Source organism: Micromonospora sp. NPDC050187 (assembly GCF_044459745.1).
Taxonomy (GTDB): domain Bacteria; phylum Actinomycetota; class Actinomycetes; order Mycobacteriales; family Micromonosporaceae; genus Micromonospora.
The window spans coordinates 62232-79644 of record NZ_JBITJH010000020.1 but is presented as its reverse complement, the minus strand read 5'-3'; the positions used below and the strand labels follow the sequence as shown (position 1 = coordinate 79644).

Sequence of the window (17413 nt, the reverse complement as noted above, 5' to 3'; positions counted from 1 at the left end):
CGGCCGGGCGGCGGTCGCACCGAGGCTGGTTGGCGGGACGGCGACGTGCGCTTCTATGCTCCGGCGCATGGCGAGGTACTTCGACGTGCACCCGGACAACCCGCAACCCCGCAGCATCGGCCAGGTGGTCGGGATCGTCCGCGACGGGGGGCTGATCGCCTATCCGACCGACTCGTGCTTCGCGCTCGGCTGCCAACTCGGCAACAAGGCCGGCATCGACCGGATCCGCCAGATCCGCCACCTCGACGACGACCACCACTTCACCCTGGTCTGCCGGGACTTCGCCCAACTCGGCCAGCTCGTGCAGATCAACAACGCGCTGTTCCGGTCGATCAAGGCCGCGACGCCGGGCAGCTACACGTTCATCCTCCCGGCGACCCGGGAGGTGCCGCGCCGGCTGCTGCACCCGAAGCGCAAGACCGTCGGGGTTCGCATCCCCCGGCACACCGTGGCGCAGGCTCTGCTCACCGAACTGGGTGAGCCGCTGGTCTCCAGCACCCTGCTGCTGCCCGGCGAGGACGAGCCGATGACCCAGGGCTGGACGATCAAGGAGACGCTCGACCACGCCGTCGACGCGGTGGTCGACTCCGGTGAGTGCGGCACCGAGCCGACCACGGTGATCGACTTCTCGGAGGGCACGGCCGAGATCGTCCGCCGGGGGGCCGGGGACCCGACCCGCTTCGAGTGAGACGACGAACCGGTGCCCGGCGTACGGCCGGGCACCGGTCGCGGGTCGCCCGCCCTGGGCGGAACGGGCAACGGGTCGCCGTGGGCTGCGGCGGTCGGGGCGGGCCCGTCGAGCGCCCGCCCCGACCGGGCCGTCAGGGGACGATGTCGGCCCCGGCGACCCCGGCGCCCGCCGACGGCGGCGTGGCCGAGGCGGAACCCGCCGAGTAGCTGTACGGCGGTGCCGCGACGTTGTTGGTGATCCGCAGCCAGTCGTCCATGTCCTTGCCGGAGTCGTTGGCGCGGGTGATCGTGGCCGGGTCATAGAAGTTGCTGGCACGCCAGGTCAGCCCGGCGTTGCCGAAGTCCTCGGTGATGGTCTTCGCGCTCTTGACGTAGTTGCTCTCGGCGAAGATGCTGCCCTGCACGCCGAGGCCGATGAAGTAGTCGTCGACCTGCACGAAGTTGCCGAACAGGTGCGCGTAGCCGAACCGGACCCGGGGGTGCCGGGTGGTGGAACCGTCGAACCAGTTGTGGTGGTAGGTCACCCGCAGGTAGCCGGTGTCCTGCGCACCGTTGCTGTCGCTGTGCCCGAGCAGCATCGACTTGTCCGTGCCGACGTACCGGTTGTAGGAGACGCTGACCAGGTCCGACCCGCGCTTGACGTCCACCGAGCCGTCGGCGCCGGGGTGGAAGGTGTTGTGGTCGATCCAGACGTGGTGCGAGTAGCACTGCACGTTCACCGAGTCGTCGGGGGCGTTGCGGAAGCTCAGGTTCCGGATGATCACGTTCTGGACGGGGGTGAACTGGGTGCGTTCGGCCGGGTCGCAGATGTCGCCGCCCCAGGCCACCTCGTCCGGGCCCCAACCGTTGACGTCGAGGCCGAAGCCGCTGATCGTCGCGGTGGAACCGACCCCGATGATGGTCTTGTTCGAGCCGACGTCCAGCATGTCCGCGCCGGTGCCGGTGATGGTGCCGGAGACCCGCACGATCCGGGGGACGTCGTCGGCGACCGCCGCCGCGAGCTGGGCGTAGGTGCTCACCGTCACCGTCGGGCCGCCCGCGCCGCCGTTGGTGCCGGTCCGGCCGTGGCCGCTCATCGTGGCGAAGCCCTGGAGGCCGGTGGCGTTGCCCGGCGGGGTGGTCGGCGGCGGTGTCGTGGCCGGCGGGGTGGTCGGCGGCACCGTGGTGGGTGGCGTCGTGGTGGGCGGGGCGGTGGTGGGCGGCGGGGTGGTCGGGGTGCTGCCGCCGGTGGTCACCACCACGTCGTCGAAGGAGGCCGACGCGTACGAGGTCTGTAGGCCGATCCGCCCGGAGGCCGGGCCGGACGCCGACCGCGACGCGAACGCCGTGCCGTCGATCGACGCGCTCACCACGGAACCGCTGGTGGTGAGCGCGAGTTGGTACCAGGTGCCGTTGGCCACCGATCGGCTGGAGCTGCCGAGCACGCTCACCGAACCGCCGTTGACCGCCTGGAGTTCGGCCCGGCCGGGCAGCAGGGCGAGCCGGTAGAAGGTGGTGGAGCCGGAGGCGCGGGCGAGCAGGCCGACGAAGCCGTCAGACCCGAGGCTGACCGGCTTGACCCGGGCCTGGACGGTGTAGTCGGTGAGGGTGGTCGAGGCGTTGAACAACCGCGCGTTCTCGCTGCCGGCGTTGGACTGCCGGGCGACCTGCGAGCCGTCGGCCTGCACTGCCCAACTGCCGCCCGACTTGGACCAGGAGGTGAGGCCGCCGCTCTCGAAGTCGGCGGAGAAGACCGTGGCGGCGGAGGCGGTCGGGGCGAGGGCGAACCCGGCCGCAGTGAGGACGGCCACCCCGCCGCCGAGCGCGGCCCACCGTCCCCGGCGGGTGGAACGGGACCTGACCGGTGTATCCAAGGCGACCTCCCCGAAGACGGCACGACCCTCCGGCGGCGACTGGGTGGACTCCGGAAGGGAAAGCGCTTTCCTGTTGGCAGGAACGTAACGGCTGGTTCACCGGTCTGTCAACGAGAGATGTCGATTCGATCCGGTTGGGCCCCCACCGGCTCCGGCCCGGCCCGGGTAGCTGCGTGATCCAGAGTTTCGGCCACTCACCGGCGCGATCCAGGTCAGGTCAATGCCTGCCACGCACCTGCCGATGTCGATGCCACCCATCGCGCGGTCAGGTGACCGCACTGCGCGCCCACTGCCCGACCCACCCCCCTTTCGGTGCACAGACAGCAGCAGTCCACCTGTGATATACATGGATCAACGTCATTGCAATACGAAAAAGGAGTTGGATAAAGAGTGAAAATCGCTCGCCGATCCGCTGCGCGCACGCTTGTCGCTGCGGCCGTGGTGGCTGGTCTGACCGCGTTCACGTCGCCCGCTCTGGCGGCACCTTCCCCGTCAGTCAATGCTCCGCCGGAAGCTGTTGCCGCGGCCGCCGCAACGCCCAAGTTCGAGATCTTCTACTCGCCAGGCTGCGCAAACGCATCGCGCATCTACAGTGGCCAGAACTTCGGCGAGTGGTGGGTCAACGACACCTTCAATCGGAACGCGTGGGGATCAGCGGGGTACGGACAGAAGATTCGGAACAATGCCGCTTCTGTGCGCATCACCAACGCAACCCTCTACATCGCCACTTCAGCAGACATGGAAGTCGGCACCGTTTCCTTCTACAAGGGAGCTGCCAGCGGCTGCTACAACCTCGAACCGTACGGCGTGCGGAACCAGAATGTCTGGTGGGCGACTATGTACTACGTCCCCTGATAGCGCTTTGTCAGGTCCGGCGTGTGTTGCGGTGTAGCGGTTCCACGGGTTGATGGCAGGTGGTGCAGGCGCCGGTCCAGGGTCGGCCGTTCGGCTGCACGCCCGCTTCGTGGGCGAGGGCGTCGCCCTTGACCTGCATGACGTGGCCGACTGCACGTTCGTCCGAGGCGCTGCGGAACTGGCTGTCGTCCCCGTAGCCGGCATCGGCTGCCAGCAGCGGCCGAGCCCAGCTCGTACTCGACAAGTTCGTCGAGCACCTCCACCGCCAGCGCCCACTTCGGCCGATGACGCTCCCCGTCAGGGATACCGCAGCGGGCCGGGCAACGGCCACCCGGGACGGGCGAGGGTGCCGGAGTCCTGCCTGGCCGCACCCGGCGAGCCCCTGCCGTCGATCCCGAACACCGCACGACACGCCGACCTGACAGAGCGCTGCTAGGCGGAACCGGGGTCGGACTGGAGCCGGGCCAGGGTGTGCACCTGGTCCCGGGTGTCCCGGTAGAGCGACGTGTACTGGCCGAAGAGAAGGTCGTAGGTGTCCCGCACCGTCGGGTCCGGCTCGACCGTGACACCGGGCACCGTCCAGTCCGTCCCCGCCGGCACGAGGCCCACGCCGACACCCGCCAGGAGCGCGTCGCCGTAGCTGGCCCCGATGGTCACCTTCGGCACCTCCTGTACCCGGCCGGTGACGTCGCTGACGACCTGGGTCCAGAGCCCGCCCTGCGTCCCACCGCCCACGGCGACCAGCCGGCGCACCGGGTTCGCCTCGGTGTCGAGCAGCTCCAGGATCTGCCGGATACCGAAGGCGATGCCCTCGTACACCGCCCGGAACAGGTGTCCGCGCCCGTGCCGCAGGGTGAGCCCGGCGACCACGCCCCGCGCGTGCGGGTCGAAGATCGGGGTCCGCTCCCCCGCGAAGTACGGCAGCAGCAGCAACCCGTCGGCACCGGCCGGCACCCGTGCCGCCTCCGCCACCAGGGTCTCGAACGGCACGTCGCCCACCAGTTCCTGGACCCAGCCGGTGAGGCTGCCCGAGGTGGCCATCCCGGCCGCCAGGCAGTACGCCTCCGGACCCACCCCGGCGGTGTTCCACAACTGCGGGTGCCGGGCCAGGTCACGCAGCACCTGCACGAAGAACATCGTCGAGCCGTACATGAGCATCAGGTCGCCGGGGCGGCGCACCCCGACGCTGACCGACTCGGCCCAGGCGTCCACCGTGCCGGCGCAGACCGGGGTGCCCACCGGCAGGCCGGTCGCCTCGGCCGCCGCCGGCGTGACCGTGCCGACCACCTCGGCCGACCAGGCCAGGCGGGGCGCGGGCAGGTCGCCCATGATGTCGTCGTACCAGGGCTGGTGCCACCGCCGGGCCTCGATGTCGTACAGCGGCACCGACTGGCTGGCGGTGTGGTGGTCGAGGACGTACTCGCCGGTCAGCTTCCGGACCACGTACGAGCTGGAGTTGTACCAGCGGGCGGCGCGCGCCCAGACCTCCGGCTCCCGGCGGCGCACCCAGAGCGCCTTCGGCCCGACCGCCTGGGTGGTGATCGGGGTGGCGCTGCGGTCCAGCACCGTCTCCGCGCCGTACCGCTGGGTCAGCTCGTCGATCTCGGCGGTGGCCCGCATGTCGACGCCGTAGAGGATGGCCGGCCGGACCGGCACGTCGTCGGCGTCGCAGAGCACCAGGCAGGGGCCGACGCCGCTGACACAGACCCCGGCGATCGGCGCCCCGCCGGCCGCCTCGGTCAGCTCCCGGGCGATGGCGACCACGTCGCCCCACCAGACCGCCTCGGCGTCGGCCTCGGCCCAGCCGGGACGGGGCATGGACATCGACCGGGGCCGGGGGCGGACGGCGGTGGCCACCACCCGGCCGCCGGGGTCGGTGAGCACACCCTTGCTGCTGCCGGTGCCCAGGTCGATGCCGAGCAGGAGCGGTCCCATCAGATCCGCACGTCCCCGCAGAGGTGGACGACCACGCCGAGGGACTCGAACATGGCCGCCTTGGCCTGCAACGCCCTGTCGGCCGTGTCGGCGTCCGGGGCGTACGCGACGTTGAGGTGGTTGGCCTTGTGCCGGGCCATGAGCTGGTCCCGGTCGACGCCGTGCAGGACGGCGTGCATGATCGGCCACTCCGGGTTGGTGGCGTCCAGCCGACGGCGGGTCTCCTCCTCGGGCAGTTCGACGGCGGTGCCGCGACCGAGGTCGACGTGCAGGACGCCGTCCATGATGAACACCCGGGACCAGACGATCTCGCCCGGCTTGGAGACGCCGCTGAGCGTGCCGCCACCGAGCGGAAAGAACATCGGCGGCTGCCGCATGCTGTAGCTCTTGTCGTACCCGCCGTGGTGCGAGGCCGGCACCGAGCCGGAGATCTCCATGACCCAGACGAAGCGGCCGTCGTACTCCTCGCCCCACCGGATGTCGTGCAGGGTGGTGGCCGGGTCGAAGCCCATCGCCGTCCAGATCCGGTTGGTGACCAGCGAGTCCACCGCGACGCCCTCGTCCACCTCGTTGAAGTGCGGCAACGGCTGACCCGCGTAGAGCTCCCGGGCGCCGTCGCGGCTGCGCACCGGCGGACGCTCGGCGTTGTTGAGCAGGCCCTCGGCCAGGTCGCTGGCCGGGACGGTGTCCTTCAGGCCCTGCTGGTACTGGATACCCACCGCGTCCAGGCCGAAGTCGTCGGCGATGCGCAGCGCCGCGACGTACATCCGGAACTGGCTGAGTAGCTGGGCGTCGGTCAGTTCGGTGGCCTCGTCGGTGCCGGTGTGGAAGGTCATCCCGGCGGCGTCGAGCCACTCCCGGACGGCCTGGGCCTCCTCCTCCGGCACCCGGTTCATCTCGGCGACCAGCGCGCTCTGCGAGAGCCGCTCCTTGTAGATCCCGAGCGGGTTGAGCAGCTCGTCGTCGATGATGGCGTTGTACATGCCCATGCAGCCCTCGTCGAAGACGCCGATGATCGCCTTCTCCCGCTGGAGCTGGGCGGCGAGGGCCCGGCCGAGCGCCACCTCCTCGGTGTCCGGCAGGGCGGGCAGGTCACGGACGTGGCTCTGGTCGTGGGTCAGCGTGCCGGTCTCCAACCAGGTCCGCAGCCCGGCCCTCGCCCAGTCGTCGGTGAAGTCCTCGCTCCACAGGATGGAGTGGGCCACGCCGGCCTTGGTCAGGCTGGCGGTCAGCCCGAGCAGGCCGACCAGGCCGGGGAACTCGCCGCTCCAGTTGGCGACCACCAGGATCGGCCCCCGGTGGGTGCGCAGTCCGGCGAGCACGTGGTGGCTGTACTGCCAGACCGCCTCGGCGACGATCACCGGGGCGTCCGGCGGGATGGTCTTGAAGACCTCGATGCCCTGGCGCTGACTGGCGATGAAGCCGTGACCCTGTTCGGCGTCGACCGGGTGGGCGCGGCGGATCCGCCGGCCCAGGGCGGTGACCGCCCGATCCAGGTCGGCCTCGAACGCCTCCTGCGTGGGCCAGCAGGTCTGGTTGGCGCTCAGCCGCAGGTCGCCGCTGGCGACGGTGTAGACGACGCCGGGTTCGGCGGGGGCCTCATCGGCCAGGACGGGGAAGGCGTAGCTGCTGCTCATGGCGGGCTCCCGAGGCTTCGGAACGGACAGGTGGGTGGTCAGAGGAGGTCGGCGACGTCGGCTTCGAGCACGCGGCGGTCCTCCGGCGAGATCGGGTCGAGCGGAGCACGCAGGCCGCTGGCGGGCACGCCCCGCAGTTCGAGCACCGCCTTGAGGTGGGCGAGGTTGCCCTGCCGGGTCACGGCGACGGCCCGGTGGGCGCGCTCGCGGGCCACGGTGAGAGCGTCGGCGTCGCCGGTGCGCAGCGCGTCGCGGACCTCCAGGAAGGGCTTCGGCAGGGCGGAGCTGACCCCGGAGACCACCCCGGCCCCGCCGACGGCGACGACCTCGGCGAACTCGGCGTCCGCGCCGGAGTAGACCGGCAGGCCGGTGCCGTCGAGCGCGGCGACGTACTCGCCGACCAGCGCGGTGCTCTCGCCGCTGATCTTCACTCCGGCGAGGCCGGTCGCGGCGAGCCGGGCGAGCAGCGCCGGGGGCACCGGCACGGTGGTCCGGGCGGCGAAGAGGTACCCGTAGACGGACGCCCCGGCCGCCGCCGCGACCACGTCCTCGTAGTACGCGACCAGCGCCGGCTCGCTCGCCGGGTAGTAGTACGGGGTGAGCACGGCCACCTGACGGGCACCCAGGTCGACGGCGGCCCGGGTGAGCCGGACGGCCTGGTGGGTCGAGGCCGCCCCGACGTGCCAGTACGTCCGCTCCACCCCGAACGCGTCGGCGGCCACCGCGCAGACGGCGAGCCGCTCGTCGTCGGTGAGCGTGGTGAACTCGCCGGTGGTGCCGGCGACGAAGACCCCGTCCAGGGGCGTCTCGGCCAACTGCGCGTACGCGGCCTTGGTGGCGCCGAGGTCGACCTCGCCGTGCGCGTCGAAGAGGGTGGGCAGGGCGCTGATCAGGTTGCTGGCGGGGTACGCCGTCATGGGTCGGCTCCGGGGATCAGGGGTGGAGCAGGGCGAGGACGATGCCGCGCCGCTGCCAGGTGTAGGTGACTGCGAGCCCGTCGGGGCTGCGGACCAGACAGGGGTAGGAGAACTCGTTCGCGCCGGTGGTGAGTACGCCCGAGTCGGCCGGCCGGTAGCCCTCCCGGTCGGCGGCGCCGGTGGACTCCTCGAGGGTCAGCCAGGGCCGCCAGGTGTCACCGTCGTCGGTGGAGACCGAGACGACCAGCGGGGCCCGGGAGGCCCAGTCGCCGGTGGTCGGGTTGTGCGCGAGGTGGACCGTCCGGCCGTCGGCGCAGGCGCTGACCCCGGAGTTGTTGTTCGGCACCGCGCTGGGCACCCCCGGTGACCAGGTCTCGCCCTCGTCGGTGCTGGTCGAGGCGACCAGCCGGCCGGAGGTGCTGCGGGCCAGCAGGCGCAGATCGCCGCCCGGAGTCGCCCAGAGGGTCGGCTGGATGATGCCGGCACCGGGGAACGTGTCGTGGTCGATCGGCACGTCCGGGGTGCGCCGCCAGGTCAGGCCGTCGTCGTCGCTGATGTCGACGAAGGCGTCCCAGCGGGGTCGCTCCCCCCACGTCTCGGTGGAGGCACCGGCGAGCAGCCGCCCGGAGGGCAGCCGCAGTGGCGGGACGCGGACCGGTCCGCGTCCCCCCTCGCCGCCGTCGACCAGCGGACGCGGGGTCGACCAGGTGCGGCCCCCGTCGCCGGAGCGGACCAGCCAGGTCCGCCAGGCGCCGATGGTCGCCCCGACCTTGAAGTACAGCAGCAGGTCGCCGTCGACCCGCCGGTGCAGCACCGGGTTCCAGCAGGGGGCCAAATCGCCGCTGACCGCCACCGGGTCGGACCACTCCCCACCCGCCCCGGTGGCGAGGTGGATCCGGGAGTTGGCCGCTCCCTCGTGGTCGCCGGCGAACCACGCGACCACGAAGGAACCGTCCAGCGCACAGCCCGTGCTGCCGTGGCACTGCCCCGGCACGTCCCGGACGACGAAGTCCCGACGCATCAACCGTTCACCCCGGTCGGGGTCCGGTCGTCGGCCGGAGTGGGCTCCTCCGGCTCCTGCCGCCGGGTCTTCAGACGGGCCCGGATCCGGGGCACCGCGACCGCCAGGACGGCGGCGACGATGAGCACGACGGCGATCGGGCTGGTGTAGATGGTCTCCAGACCGCCGAGTTCCATCGACCGGCGGAAGTTCCGCTCGGCCAGCGGGCCGAGGATCAGCCCGAGCACCACCGGACCGGCCGGGAAGCCGAAGCGACGGAACAGCAGCCCGACGATGCCGAAGAGGATCATCAGACCGACGTCGAAGACGCTGTTGTTGACCGCGTACGTGCCGACGACGCAGAAGGTCAGGATGACCACCCAGAGGAACCGGTTGGGCAGCTCCAGCAGCTTGGCCACGCCCCGCATGCGCAGCAGGCTGAGCCCCAGGGTCAGCACGGTCGCGAAGAGCATGATGCCGGCGATCGAGTAGACCAGGTCAGGCTGCTGCGAGAAGAGCGTCGGGCCGGGCTGGATGCCCCAGATGATCATCGAACCGAGCATCACGGCCATCACCGAGTCGCCGGGCACGCCCAGGGCGAGCGTGGTGAGCACCGACCCACCCACTCCGGCGTTGGACGACGAGTCGGCGGCGGTCAGCCCCTCCAGGGAGCCCTTGCCGAACTTCTCCGGCTGCTTGGAGACCTTCTTCGCCTGGTTCCAGGCGACGATGCCACCGATGTCACCGCCGGCGGCGGGAAGCACACCCACCACGGTGCCGACGGTGGAACCCACCGCGACCGGCTTGACCATGCCGCGCAGCTCGGACCGGTTGGGCCACCAGCGGCCGAAGGTCTCCACCGCCCGCCCCCGGGCGTGCGCGCGTGCGAGCATCTGCCCGAAGACCTCGGCGATGCCGAAGAGACCGATGATCACGGCGATGAACGGGATGCCCTCGACAAGCTGCGGGATGCCGAAGGTGAACCGGTCCGAGCCGTCCAGCGGGTCCCGGCCGATGGTGCCGAGGGCGAGGCCGAAGAGGCCGGCGATCAGTCCTTTGACGATCTTGCCGCCGGACACCTCGATCATCATGGTCAGACCGAAGACCACCAGGGCGAACATCTCCGGCGAGCCGAACTCCACCGCGAGGCCGCTCAGCGGCACGGCGGCGAACATCAGCACCGCGATGCCGACGAACCCGCCGATCGCCGACGCGTACGCCGAGGCGGTGAGCGCGATGCCGGCCTTGCCCTGCCGGGCCAGCGCGTACCCGTCGAAGGTGGTCGCGATGGAGGCGGGGGTGCCGGGGGTGTTGATCAGGATCGCCGGCACCCGGTCGCCGAACTGCGCCGCGATCAGGATGGTCAGCAGCACGGCCAGGCCGGGCACCGGGTCCATGGTGAGGGTGAAGGCGCTGGCCAGGGCGACCGCCATGGTGGCGGTGATGCCGGGGAACGCCCCGACGAGCATGCCGATGGCCGCGCCGATCACGACGCAGAATGCGATCTCGAGAGTGAACAGGGCACCGAAGCCCTCGACCATGGCGTTCATACCGGCACCTTCAACAGGAGCGCGAACAGGGCGTAGAGCACCACCGTCATGCCGGCCGGGAAGAGGACGAGGTCCTTGACGCCCCGGCCGCCCGCGATCAGGGTCAGCGCGGCGACGAAGACCGTCGCGGAGACCAGGAAGTGGACGTAGTACCAGAGGATGCCGAAGACGACGGTGGCCAGGACGAACCCGGCGACCCGCAGGACCCCGGTCCGGGTGGCCGGCTCCTGCGCGTCCTCGTCCTCGCGGGGAGTACGCACGAAGGCGCTGACGATCTGGACGACCGAGAGGCCCATGATGCCGTAGGCCAGCATCTCGGGCCAGATCCGCGGACTGACCGCCATGGCCCGCGTCGGCAGCTCGATCGAGCGGGCCAGGATGAGGAGGACGACGCCCAGCAGCAGGAAGATCCCGCCCAGCGCTGCCTCGCGCAACGGCGAGGCAGCGCTGCGGTCACCCGCGACGGGGGCCGGTTGGTCGGCGGTCATGACTAGTAGATCTCACCGAATCGGTCGAACTCGGACTGGGCGAAGGTGGTGGCCTCGTCGGGCGAGGTGGCCATCGGGGTGTTGCCGGCCTTGGTCATGACGTCCTTGAAGGTGGTCGACGAGGCGGCCTTCTGCACGGCGGCGGCGAGCTTCTCCTTGACCTCGGCCGGCAGGCCGGCCGGGGCTCCGATCAGGCCCCAGCCACCGATGACGATGTCCTGGCCGAGTTCCTTGGCGGTCGGGGTGTCGGGCAGCGCGGCGACCCGCTCGGGGGCGAGCACCGCGAGGACCCGCATCCGGCCGTCCTTGGCGGCGGTGGCGGACTCGCTGACCCCGGCCATGACCGCCTGGACCTCGCCGGAGACACCGGCCGCGACGGCCGGGGCGCCGCCGTCGTACGGGACGGGCTTGAAGGTCACGCCGGCCGCGTCGCCGAGAGCGAGGGTGGCGGCCTCCCAGATCGCGCCCGCGCCGGAGTTGGCGACGGTGATGCTGCCCGGCTTGGCCTTCGCGGCGGCGAGGAACTGGTCGAGCGTCTGGTGCGGGCTGTTCGCCGGCACCGACAGCGTCGCCGGGGCGTTCATCACCTGGCCGAGGATGGTGTACTGGTCGGGCTTGATGTCCGCGCCCTGGTGGCCGAGCATCGCCACCTCGACCGGGACGAAGCCGATGGAGTACCCGTCGGCCGGACGGTCCTTGAGGTAGGTCAGACCCACCCGGCCACCGCCGCCGGTGCGGTTCTCCACGACGATGGACTGACCGAGGTCGGCCTCCAGCTCCTTGGCGAGGGTGCGGGCGGTGAGGTCGGAACCACCGCCCGCCCCCGCGTGGACCACCATGGTCAGGCTCTTCTCGGGGTAGTTCTCCGACGACGCCTCCTCGGTGCCGCCGCGGTTGGCACACGCGCTGAACGCGAGTGTGCCGACGACCGCCATGGTGGCGATCCGGAACATCCGTGACTTCATAGGTCTGATTTCCTCTGGGACGGGGGTGGGGAAACTGCGGCCTGGAGCCGCGCGCGGGTCTTCCGCAGGTGTCGATGCAGTTCGGTCTTGACGTCGGCGACCTTGCCGGCGGCGATGAGCGCCGCGAGGTCGTGGTGCTCCCTCGCCGACGGGGCGAGGTCGTCCATGCGCTTGCCGGAGGCGTGCAGCAGGCCCTCGATGGTGGGGCTGAACTGGTTCCAGAGGACGTCGAGCCGGGTCAGGCCGGCGGCCTCGAAGAAGGAACTGTGGAAGCGGATGTCGGCGGTGGTGAACGCGGTCGCGTCCCGGGCCTCCGCCGCCGCGTCCATCTCGACCAGGGCGGCGGCCAACCGGTCGGTGAGGTCGCCCCGGTTGGTGTCGATGGCGCGTTCGACGGCGAGCAGCTCGAAGGACTCCCGCAGGGCCATCAGCTCGTCGATGTCCGCCACGCTGAGTGAGCGCGTCACCACGTTACGGCCGGTCCCGGTGACCAGCCCCTCCGCGCGAAGGATCTTGATGGCGTCCCGGACCGGGCCACGGCTGACCTGGAACGACTCCGCCAGCTCCTCCTCCACGAGCCGGGTGCCGGCCGGGACGTCGCCCACGATGATGCGGCGACGCAGCTCGCTGGCGAGCTTCTCGCCGAGCGACTCCACCCGGATGGGCCTGACGTTCAACACCGGTAACCTCCTGGAAACTGTTGACAGTTAACACCGCGTTACCTGCACGGTCAACGGTTGACGAAGCGATTTTCGCTGGCCGGCCGCCTTCTGCCCGGGAGGCCACGCCGGCAGAGCGGGACGGACCGGACGACGACCCCCAGCCGGGACCGCACCGGCCGGCCCCGGCCCCACCCCGCAGGTGGGCGCGGACAGCGGAAGGGCCGACCCACCGGTGGTGGATCGGCCCTTCCGGGGTCGGCGGTCAGCTCGACCGTGCGGCCACCCGCATCCGCAGGCCGTACTTCGGCGCGAGGGTGACCAGCGGCTTCAGCGCCACCTTCTGGTCCGGTTCGAGGGTGAACCGGAACCGCTGGGCGAGGGTGGCCAGGATCAGCTTCGCCTCCATCTCGGCGAAGCCGGCCCCGACGCACATCCGTTCCCCGCCGCCGAACGGCATGAACGCGTACCGGGGGATCTGCGCCTCCCGCTCGGGGGCGAACCGCTCCGGGTCGAACCGGTCCGGGTCCGGGAAGTACCGCTCGAGGTGGTGCATCACGTACGGCATGATGAAGATCCCGCTGCCCCTGCGGATCCGGTAACCGCCCAGCTCGACGTCCTCCACCGGGGTGCGCTTGTTCAACGTCCAGGCGGGTGGGCAGAAGCGCAGCGCCTCCTTGAACACCATCCCGGTGTACCGCAGCCGGGGCAGGTCCTCCGCCGTCGGAGGCCGGTCCCCCAGCACCTCGTCCAACTCGGCGCCGAGCTTCTCGGCCACCTCCGGGTTCTGGGAGAGCAGGTACCACGCCCAGGTCAGCCCGTTGGCGGTGGTCTCCTGACCGGCGACGAAGATGGTCACGGTCTCGTCGCGGACCTGCTGGTCGGTCATGCCGCTGCCGTCGTCCTCGTCCTGGGCCGTCAGGAACATCGACAGCAGGTCACCCCGGTCCTCCCCGCCGCCGGCGCGTCGCTCGGCGATGATCCGCATGACCGCGTCGTCGAGCACTCGGCTGCCGCGCTTGAGGAGTTGGTGCAGCGGCAGCAGCAGCCACGGCGACACCAGCATGCCGAACTTGCTGATGTTGATGGCGACGTCCTGGAGGCCGGCGACCGCCCGCTGGACCTTCAGCGCCTCGTCGTCGGAGACCCCGCTGCCGAACATCGACCGGGACACCACGTTCAACGTCAGCTTCATCATCTCGTGGTGCATGTCGTGCACCTCGCCCGACCGCCAGCCCTCGATCTGGCGCAGCGTGCTGTCCACCGCGATCTCGCCGTACCCGGTCATCCGCCGGTGCCGGAACGCCGGCTGCACCAGCTTGCGCTGCCGGCGGTGGTGCGCGCCGTCGCTGGTGAGCAGTCCCCGGCCCATCCAGCGGCCCAGCGTCCGCAGGTCGTGCGGGTCCTTGGTGAACCTGTCCCGGCGCAGCACCAGCACGTCGTGGATGTGCTCCGGACTGCTCAGCAGGTAGTTGCGGGTCGGCCCGATCGTGAACGACGCGATGTCGCCGTGCGTCGCCGTCTCCGTCATGAACTCGACCATGCCCCGGCCGAGGCCGGGCAGGTTGCCGAGCACCGGGACGCCCTTGGGTCCCGGCGGGTGACGGTCAGCCATTGCTTGCCTCCCTCACAACCGCCGGCTCTGCGGTGGTCACCGGGGGGACGCCCCGGCGCAGCGTCACCCCGATCCAGACGAACCAGATCGGCGCGGCCAGGGCCCCGCCGAGGATCGCCGAGACCAGGACCATCGGGCCGATCCCGAAGGCCACCCCGAGCGCCGCCGTGCTGGTCAGCACGCCCAGCGCGATACCCACGTAGGTCAGCGGCCGGCGCAGCAGCCCGTACCGCAGCGCAAGGATGTTGACCACCAGGAAGAACGGGCCGAGCGCGCCGAACCGCAGCCAGGTCGCCGGGTCCAGCCGCAGCAGCAGGTCGGTGGTGACGATCGCCGTCCGCACCGTCTCGTCGCCGCCGGCGTAGTCGGCCGCCCAGAGCGGAGTCGCGGTGACCAGGCGGAACGTCTCGACCGCGGTCACCCCGAAGGAGAGGTACGCCAGGCCGGTGGTCCAGCGCACCCAGCCCTCGTGCTTGTCGCGGACCAGGTCGGCGATGGCCGGGATGGCCCCGAACGCGAAGATCGCGCCGAGGGCGTACCCCCAGTAGTACAGGATCCGGGGGGTGCCGTTCTCGGCCAACCCGGTCCAGAGCCGGTGCTTGTCGTCGTGGATGAGCTGTGTCGGGTCGAGCACGAAGAAGGTGGTGACCACGACGTAGGAGACACCCACCAGGATCGCGCAGGTGCCGCCGAGTCTGTTCAACCGGTTGTCGTGCATAGGGGACATCTCCTCGTGCCGCCGTCAGGCCGACGGGCGGCGTGGTTCGAGGGTCATCCTCAGCCCGTACCGGGGGCTGGTGGTGACCTGCATCTTGGGTTCGACCGGGTGCCCCGGCACCATGCGCAGCCGGTACCGCTGGGCGATGGTCGCCAGGGTGAGCTGCGCCTCCAGCTGGGCGAGCCGGTTGCCGATGCACAACCGGGGGCCGCCGCCGAAGGGGAAGTACGCGAACCGGGGCCGGTCGGCGGACCGCTCCGGGGTGAACCGGTCGGGGTCGAAGCGCTCGGGGTCCTCCCAGAAGTCGGGGTGCCGGTGGGTCAGGTACGGGCTGATGTAGATCAGCGAACCGGCCTTGACGTGGTACCCGCCGAGGGTGTCCACACCGGCCGCCCGCCGTTCCAGCCACGGCACCGGGTAGAGCCGCAGCGTCTCCTCCAGCACCCGGTTGGTGTACTCGAGCTGCGGCACGTCCGCCACGGTGGGCAGCCGGCCGCCGAGCACCCGGTCGAGTTCCTCGTGCAGCCGCGCCTCGATCTCCGGATTGCGGGACAGCTCATACCAGGCCCAGCTGAGCTGGTTGGAGGTCGTCTCGTAGCCGCCGAGCAGCAGGGTGGCGATCTCGTCGCGTACCTGCCGGTCCGACATGCCCTCGCCGGTCTCCTCGTCCCGCGCCTCCAGCAGCATCGTCAGCAGGTCGTACGGCTGCGTGTCCTGCTCGCGGCGCTCCCCCATGATCCGGTAGATGATGCCGTCCAGCTCGGCCATGGCCGTGGTGAACTCCCGGTTGCGCCGGGTGGGCACCCTCGGCGGCGGCGCGAAGGGCACCATCGTCCGGTAGAGGCAGTAGTTGATCACCGTGTCCAGGCTGCGGGCGATCGCCGCCACCTCGCCGTCCCCGCGCAGTCCCGTGCTGAACAGCGACTTCGTGGCCACGTTCATGGACAGGTTGACCATCTCCGCGGCGACGTCCAGGGACTCGCCGCGCTCCGCGTACGACTGCCAGCCGGCGATCCGGTCCACCACGTCGGCGACGATGAACTCGCCGAGCTTGAGGATCCGCTGCCGGTGGAAGGCCGGCTGCATCAACCGCCGCTGCCGCAGCCACGAGTCGCCGTCGTTGGTGAACAGCCCCGCACCGAAGGCGAGCTTCAGGGGCCGGTACTCGTGCGACTGCTTGTCGTAGTTCCTGCTGTTCACCTGCAACACGTGCCGCAGGTGGTCCGGATGGGTGACCAGGTGCACGGTGAACCCGGCGACGGTGAACCGCACGATGTCGCCGTACTCGGAGCTGACCTGGCCGAGGAAACCGATCAGGTCGCGCCGCAGGTCGAGCAGGCTGCCGAGCAGGAACGTGCCGCGCGGCCCGGGAGCCAGGCGCGGTGCGGGCGGGTTCGCGGTCACCACTGGAGGAGAACCGCCTCTTGCGAGAAGCCCGGCCCCATCCCGACGACCAGCCCGTAGGTGCCGGGCTCCAGGTCGTACGACGAGAAGGTCTCGTCCATCATGTAGAGCACGGTCGGCCCGGACACGTTGCCGACGGTGCGCAGGACGTGCTGGCTGAGCTTGAGGTTCTCGTCGGTCAGGCCGAACTCCTCCGCCGTCGCGGTCAGCACCTTCGGGCCGCCGGGGTGGATCAGCCAGTGCCCGATCTGGTCGACGGTGAGGTCGTGGTCGGCCAGCAGCGGGTCGAGCACCGGACGGAGACCGGTCTTCGCCAGGCCGGGCACGTCCACGCTCAACCGGTTGCGGAACCCGTTGTCCAGCACGTCCACCCCGGCGACGTGCAGGGTGTCCGGCAGGAAGCCGGAGCGGGTGTCCACCACCCGGGGCAGCCCCGGCTTCGCCAGCGGGTGCTCGTCGCCGACCATCAGGGTCGCCGCCACGCCGTCGCCGAACAGGGCGACCGTGACGATCTGCGACACCAGATCGGTGTAGAAGGAACTCTCGGTCAGGTCGCGGTCCAGCGCCTCCTGGAGGTAGCCCTGCACCCCGCCCTGCCAGAACGCGGTGCCGCCCAGCTCGCAGGTGAGCAGGATGACCGCCTCGGTGGGGTGGCCCTTGAGGTAGTCGGCCACCCGGCTCAGCCCGGCCACACCGGCCATGCAGCCCAGGCCGTTGATCGGCACCCGCTTCATGGTGGGCGCGAACTCGATCCGGTTGATCAGGATCGCGTCCACGGTGGGCACCGACACCACCGTGCTGAGCATGGAGGTGAACTGGTGGATCTCGGTCGAGGCGATGCCGGCGGTGGCCAACAGCTTGCGGACGGTCTTCTCGCAGAGGTCCGCGGCCTCCTCGACACAGCGGGCGGCGACGGTGCTGAACGGCGGCGGGTCGAAGAAGGTGTCCAGCGGCATCGCGAAGTAGCGACCGTCGATCTGGGTGTTCTGGAAGAGGCTGTCGATGATGTCCAGGTCGATGTCCAGCCCGATCGCCTGGCAGTACTTCCGCAGCGTGGTGGCGAGAGTCTGCTGGTCGTAGTAGTAGGTGGGCAGGCTGGTCTCGGTGGCGACGATGTACGGCACCGG

The 17413-nt window shown here is 70.9% G+C and carries 15 protein-coding genes; 2 read left to right on the top strand and 13 right to left on the bottom strand.

Annotated elements, in window-relative coordinates; all coding sequences use genetic code 11:
* Positions 1-67: 67 nt before the first annotated feature.
* Complete coding sequence (locus ACIBJE_RS25340; protein ID WP_088984480.1) at positions 68-688, top strand: L-threonylcarbamoyladenylate synthase; 621 nt, start codon at positions 68-70, stop codon at positions 686-688.
* Positions 689-821: 133 nt separating this feature from the next.
* On the opposite strand, the gene ACIBJE_RS25335 is transcribed toward ACIBJE_RS25340, so the two are convergent.
* Positions 822-2543 (bottom strand): polysaccharide lyase family 1 protein, encoded by a 1722-nt coding sequence (locus ACIBJE_RS25335; protein WP_396752435.1) that lies wholly within the window; start codon positions 2541-2543, stop codon positions 822-824.
* 390 nt (positions 2544-2933) lie between these two features.
* Here ACIBJE_RS25335 and ACIBJE_RS25330 point away from each other — a divergent pair, with 390 nt between their 5' ends.
* Entirely contained in the window at positions 2934-3398 is a 465-nt protein-coding gene (locus tag ACIBJE_RS25330; protein ID WP_396752433.1) for a hypothetical protein, read from the top strand.
* Between the two features lie 432 nt (positions 3399-3830).
* On the opposite strand, the gene ACIBJE_RS25325 is transcribed toward ACIBJE_RS25330, so the two are convergent.
* The 12 genes from ACIBJE_RS25325 to ACIBJE_RS25270 all read right to left on the bottom strand — a co-directional run bounded on the left by ACIBJE_RS25325 (position 3831) and on the right by ACIBJE_RS25270 (position 17410).
* Positions 3831-5333, bottom strand: coding sequence for an FGGY-family carbohydrate kinase (locus ACIBJE_RS25325; protein ID WP_396752431.1), 1503 nt, complete (start codon positions 5331-5333; stop codon positions 3831-3833).
* Entirely contained in the window at positions 5333-6970 is a 1638-nt protein-coding gene (locus tag ACIBJE_RS25320) for a fucose isomerase (RefSeq protein ID WP_396752429.1), read from the bottom strand. The genes ACIBJE_RS25325 and ACIBJE_RS25320 overlap by 1 nt, the downstream gene beginning before the upstream one ends.
* Positions 6971-7008: 38 nt before the next feature.
* A complete protein-coding gene (locus ACIBJE_RS25315) occupies positions 7009-7887 on the bottom strand; it encodes a dihydrodipicolinate synthase family protein (RefSeq protein WP_396752427.1) in 879 nt (292 codons plus the stop codon).
* Positions 7888-7903: 16 nt separating this feature from the next.
* Positions 7904-8908: an exo-alpha-sialidase gene (locus ACIBJE_RS25310; RefSeq protein WP_396752425.1), complete on the bottom strand. Its 1005-nt coding sequence runs from the start codon at positions 8906-8908 to the stop codon at positions 7904-7906.
* On the bottom strand, positions 8908-10437 hold the full coding sequence (locus ACIBJE_RS25305) for a tripartite tricarboxylate transporter permease (RefSeq protein WP_396752423.1): 1530 nt from the start codon (positions 10435-10437) through the stop codon (positions 8908-8910). Before ACIBJE_RS25305 ends, ACIBJE_RS25310 begins: the two co-directional genes overlap by 1 nt.
* Complete coding sequence (locus ACIBJE_RS25300) at positions 10434-10925, bottom strand: tripartite tricarboxylate transporter TctB family protein (RefSeq protein ID WP_396752421.1); 492 nt, start codon at positions 10923-10925, stop codon at positions 10434-10436. The genes ACIBJE_RS25305 and ACIBJE_RS25300 overlap by 4 nt, the downstream gene beginning before the upstream one ends.
* A 2-nt stretch (positions 10926-10927) precedes the next feature.
* The gene (locus ACIBJE_RS25295) at positions 10928-11890 is read right to left on the bottom strand and encodes a tripartite tricarboxylate transporter substrate binding protein (protein ID WP_396752419.1); all 963 of its coding nucleotides are present in this window, start codon (positions 11888-11890) and stop codon (positions 10928-10930) included.
* Positions 11887-12570, bottom strand: coding sequence for a GntR family transcriptional regulator (locus ACIBJE_RS25290; RefSeq protein ID WP_396752417.1), 684 nt, complete (start codon positions 12568-12570; stop codon positions 11887-11889). Before ACIBJE_RS25290 ends, ACIBJE_RS25295 begins: the two co-directional genes overlap by 4 nt.
* A 244-nt stretch (positions 12571-12814) precedes the next feature.
* The gene (locus ACIBJE_RS25285; RefSeq protein WP_396752416.1) at positions 12815-14164 is read right to left on the bottom strand and encodes a cytochrome P450; all 1350 of its coding nucleotides are present in this window, start codon (positions 14162-14164) and stop codon (positions 12815-12817) included.
* Positions 14157-14882, bottom strand: coding sequence for a hypothetical protein (locus ACIBJE_RS25280; protein WP_396752414.1), 726 nt, complete (start codon positions 14880-14882; stop codon positions 14157-14159). The genes ACIBJE_RS25285 and ACIBJE_RS25280 overlap by 8 nt, the downstream gene beginning before the upstream one ends.
* Positions 14883-14906: 24 nt before the next feature.
* Complete coding sequence (locus ACIBJE_RS25275; RefSeq protein ID WP_396752413.1) at positions 14907-16286, bottom strand: cytochrome P450; 1380 nt, start codon at positions 16284-16286, stop codon at positions 14907-14909.
* Positions 16283-17410: a type III polyketide synthase gene (locus ACIBJE_RS25270; RefSeq protein WP_396752411.1), complete on the bottom strand. Its 1128-nt coding sequence runs from the start codon at positions 17408-17410 to the stop codon at positions 16283-16285. The genes ACIBJE_RS25275 and ACIBJE_RS25270 overlap by 4 nt, the downstream gene beginning before the upstream one ends.
* Positions 17411-17413 lie beyond the last annotated feature (3 nt).

Coding starts and splice junctions, on each gene's coding strand:
- ACIBJE_RS25340 (WP_088984480.1), top strand. CDS start 68: ATGGCGAGGTACTTCGACGTGCACCCGGACAACCCGCAACCCCGCAGC.
- ACIBJE_RS25325 (WP_396752431.1), bottom strand. CDS start 5,333: ATGGGACCGCTCCTGCTCGGCATCGACCTGGGCACCGGCAGCAGCAAG.
- ACIBJE_RS25320 (WP_396752429.1), bottom strand. CDS start 6,970: ATGAGCAGCAGCTACGCCTTCCCCGTCCTGGCCGATGAGGCCCCCGCC.
- ACIBJE_RS25315 (WP_396752427.1), bottom strand. CDS start 7,887: ATGACGGCGTACCCCGCCAGCAACCTGATCAGCGCCCTGCCCACCCTC.
- ACIBJE_RS25310 (WP_396752425.1), bottom strand. CDS start 8,908: ATGCGTCGGGACTTCGTCGTCCGGGACGTGCCGGGGCAGTGCCACGGC.
- ACIBJE_RS25305 (WP_396752423.1), bottom strand. CDS start 10,437: ATGAACGCCATGGTCGAGGGCTTCGGTGCCCTGTTCACTCTCGAGATC.
- ACIBJE_RS25300 (WP_396752421.1), bottom strand. CDS start 10,925: ATGACCGCCGACCAACCGGCCCCCGTCGCGGGTGACCGCAGCGCTGCC.
- ACIBJE_RS25295 (WP_396752419.1), bottom strand. CDS start 11,890: ATGAAGTCACGGATGTTCCGGATCGCCACCATGGCGGTCGTCGGCACA.
- ACIBJE_RS25285 (WP_396752416.1), bottom strand. CDS start 14,164: ATGGCTGACCGTCACCCGCCGGGACCCAAGGGCGTCCCGGTGCTCGGC.
- ACIBJE_RS25280 (WP_396752414.1), bottom strand. CDS start 14,882: ATGCACGACAACCGGTTGAACAGACTCGGCGGCACCTGCGCGATCCTG.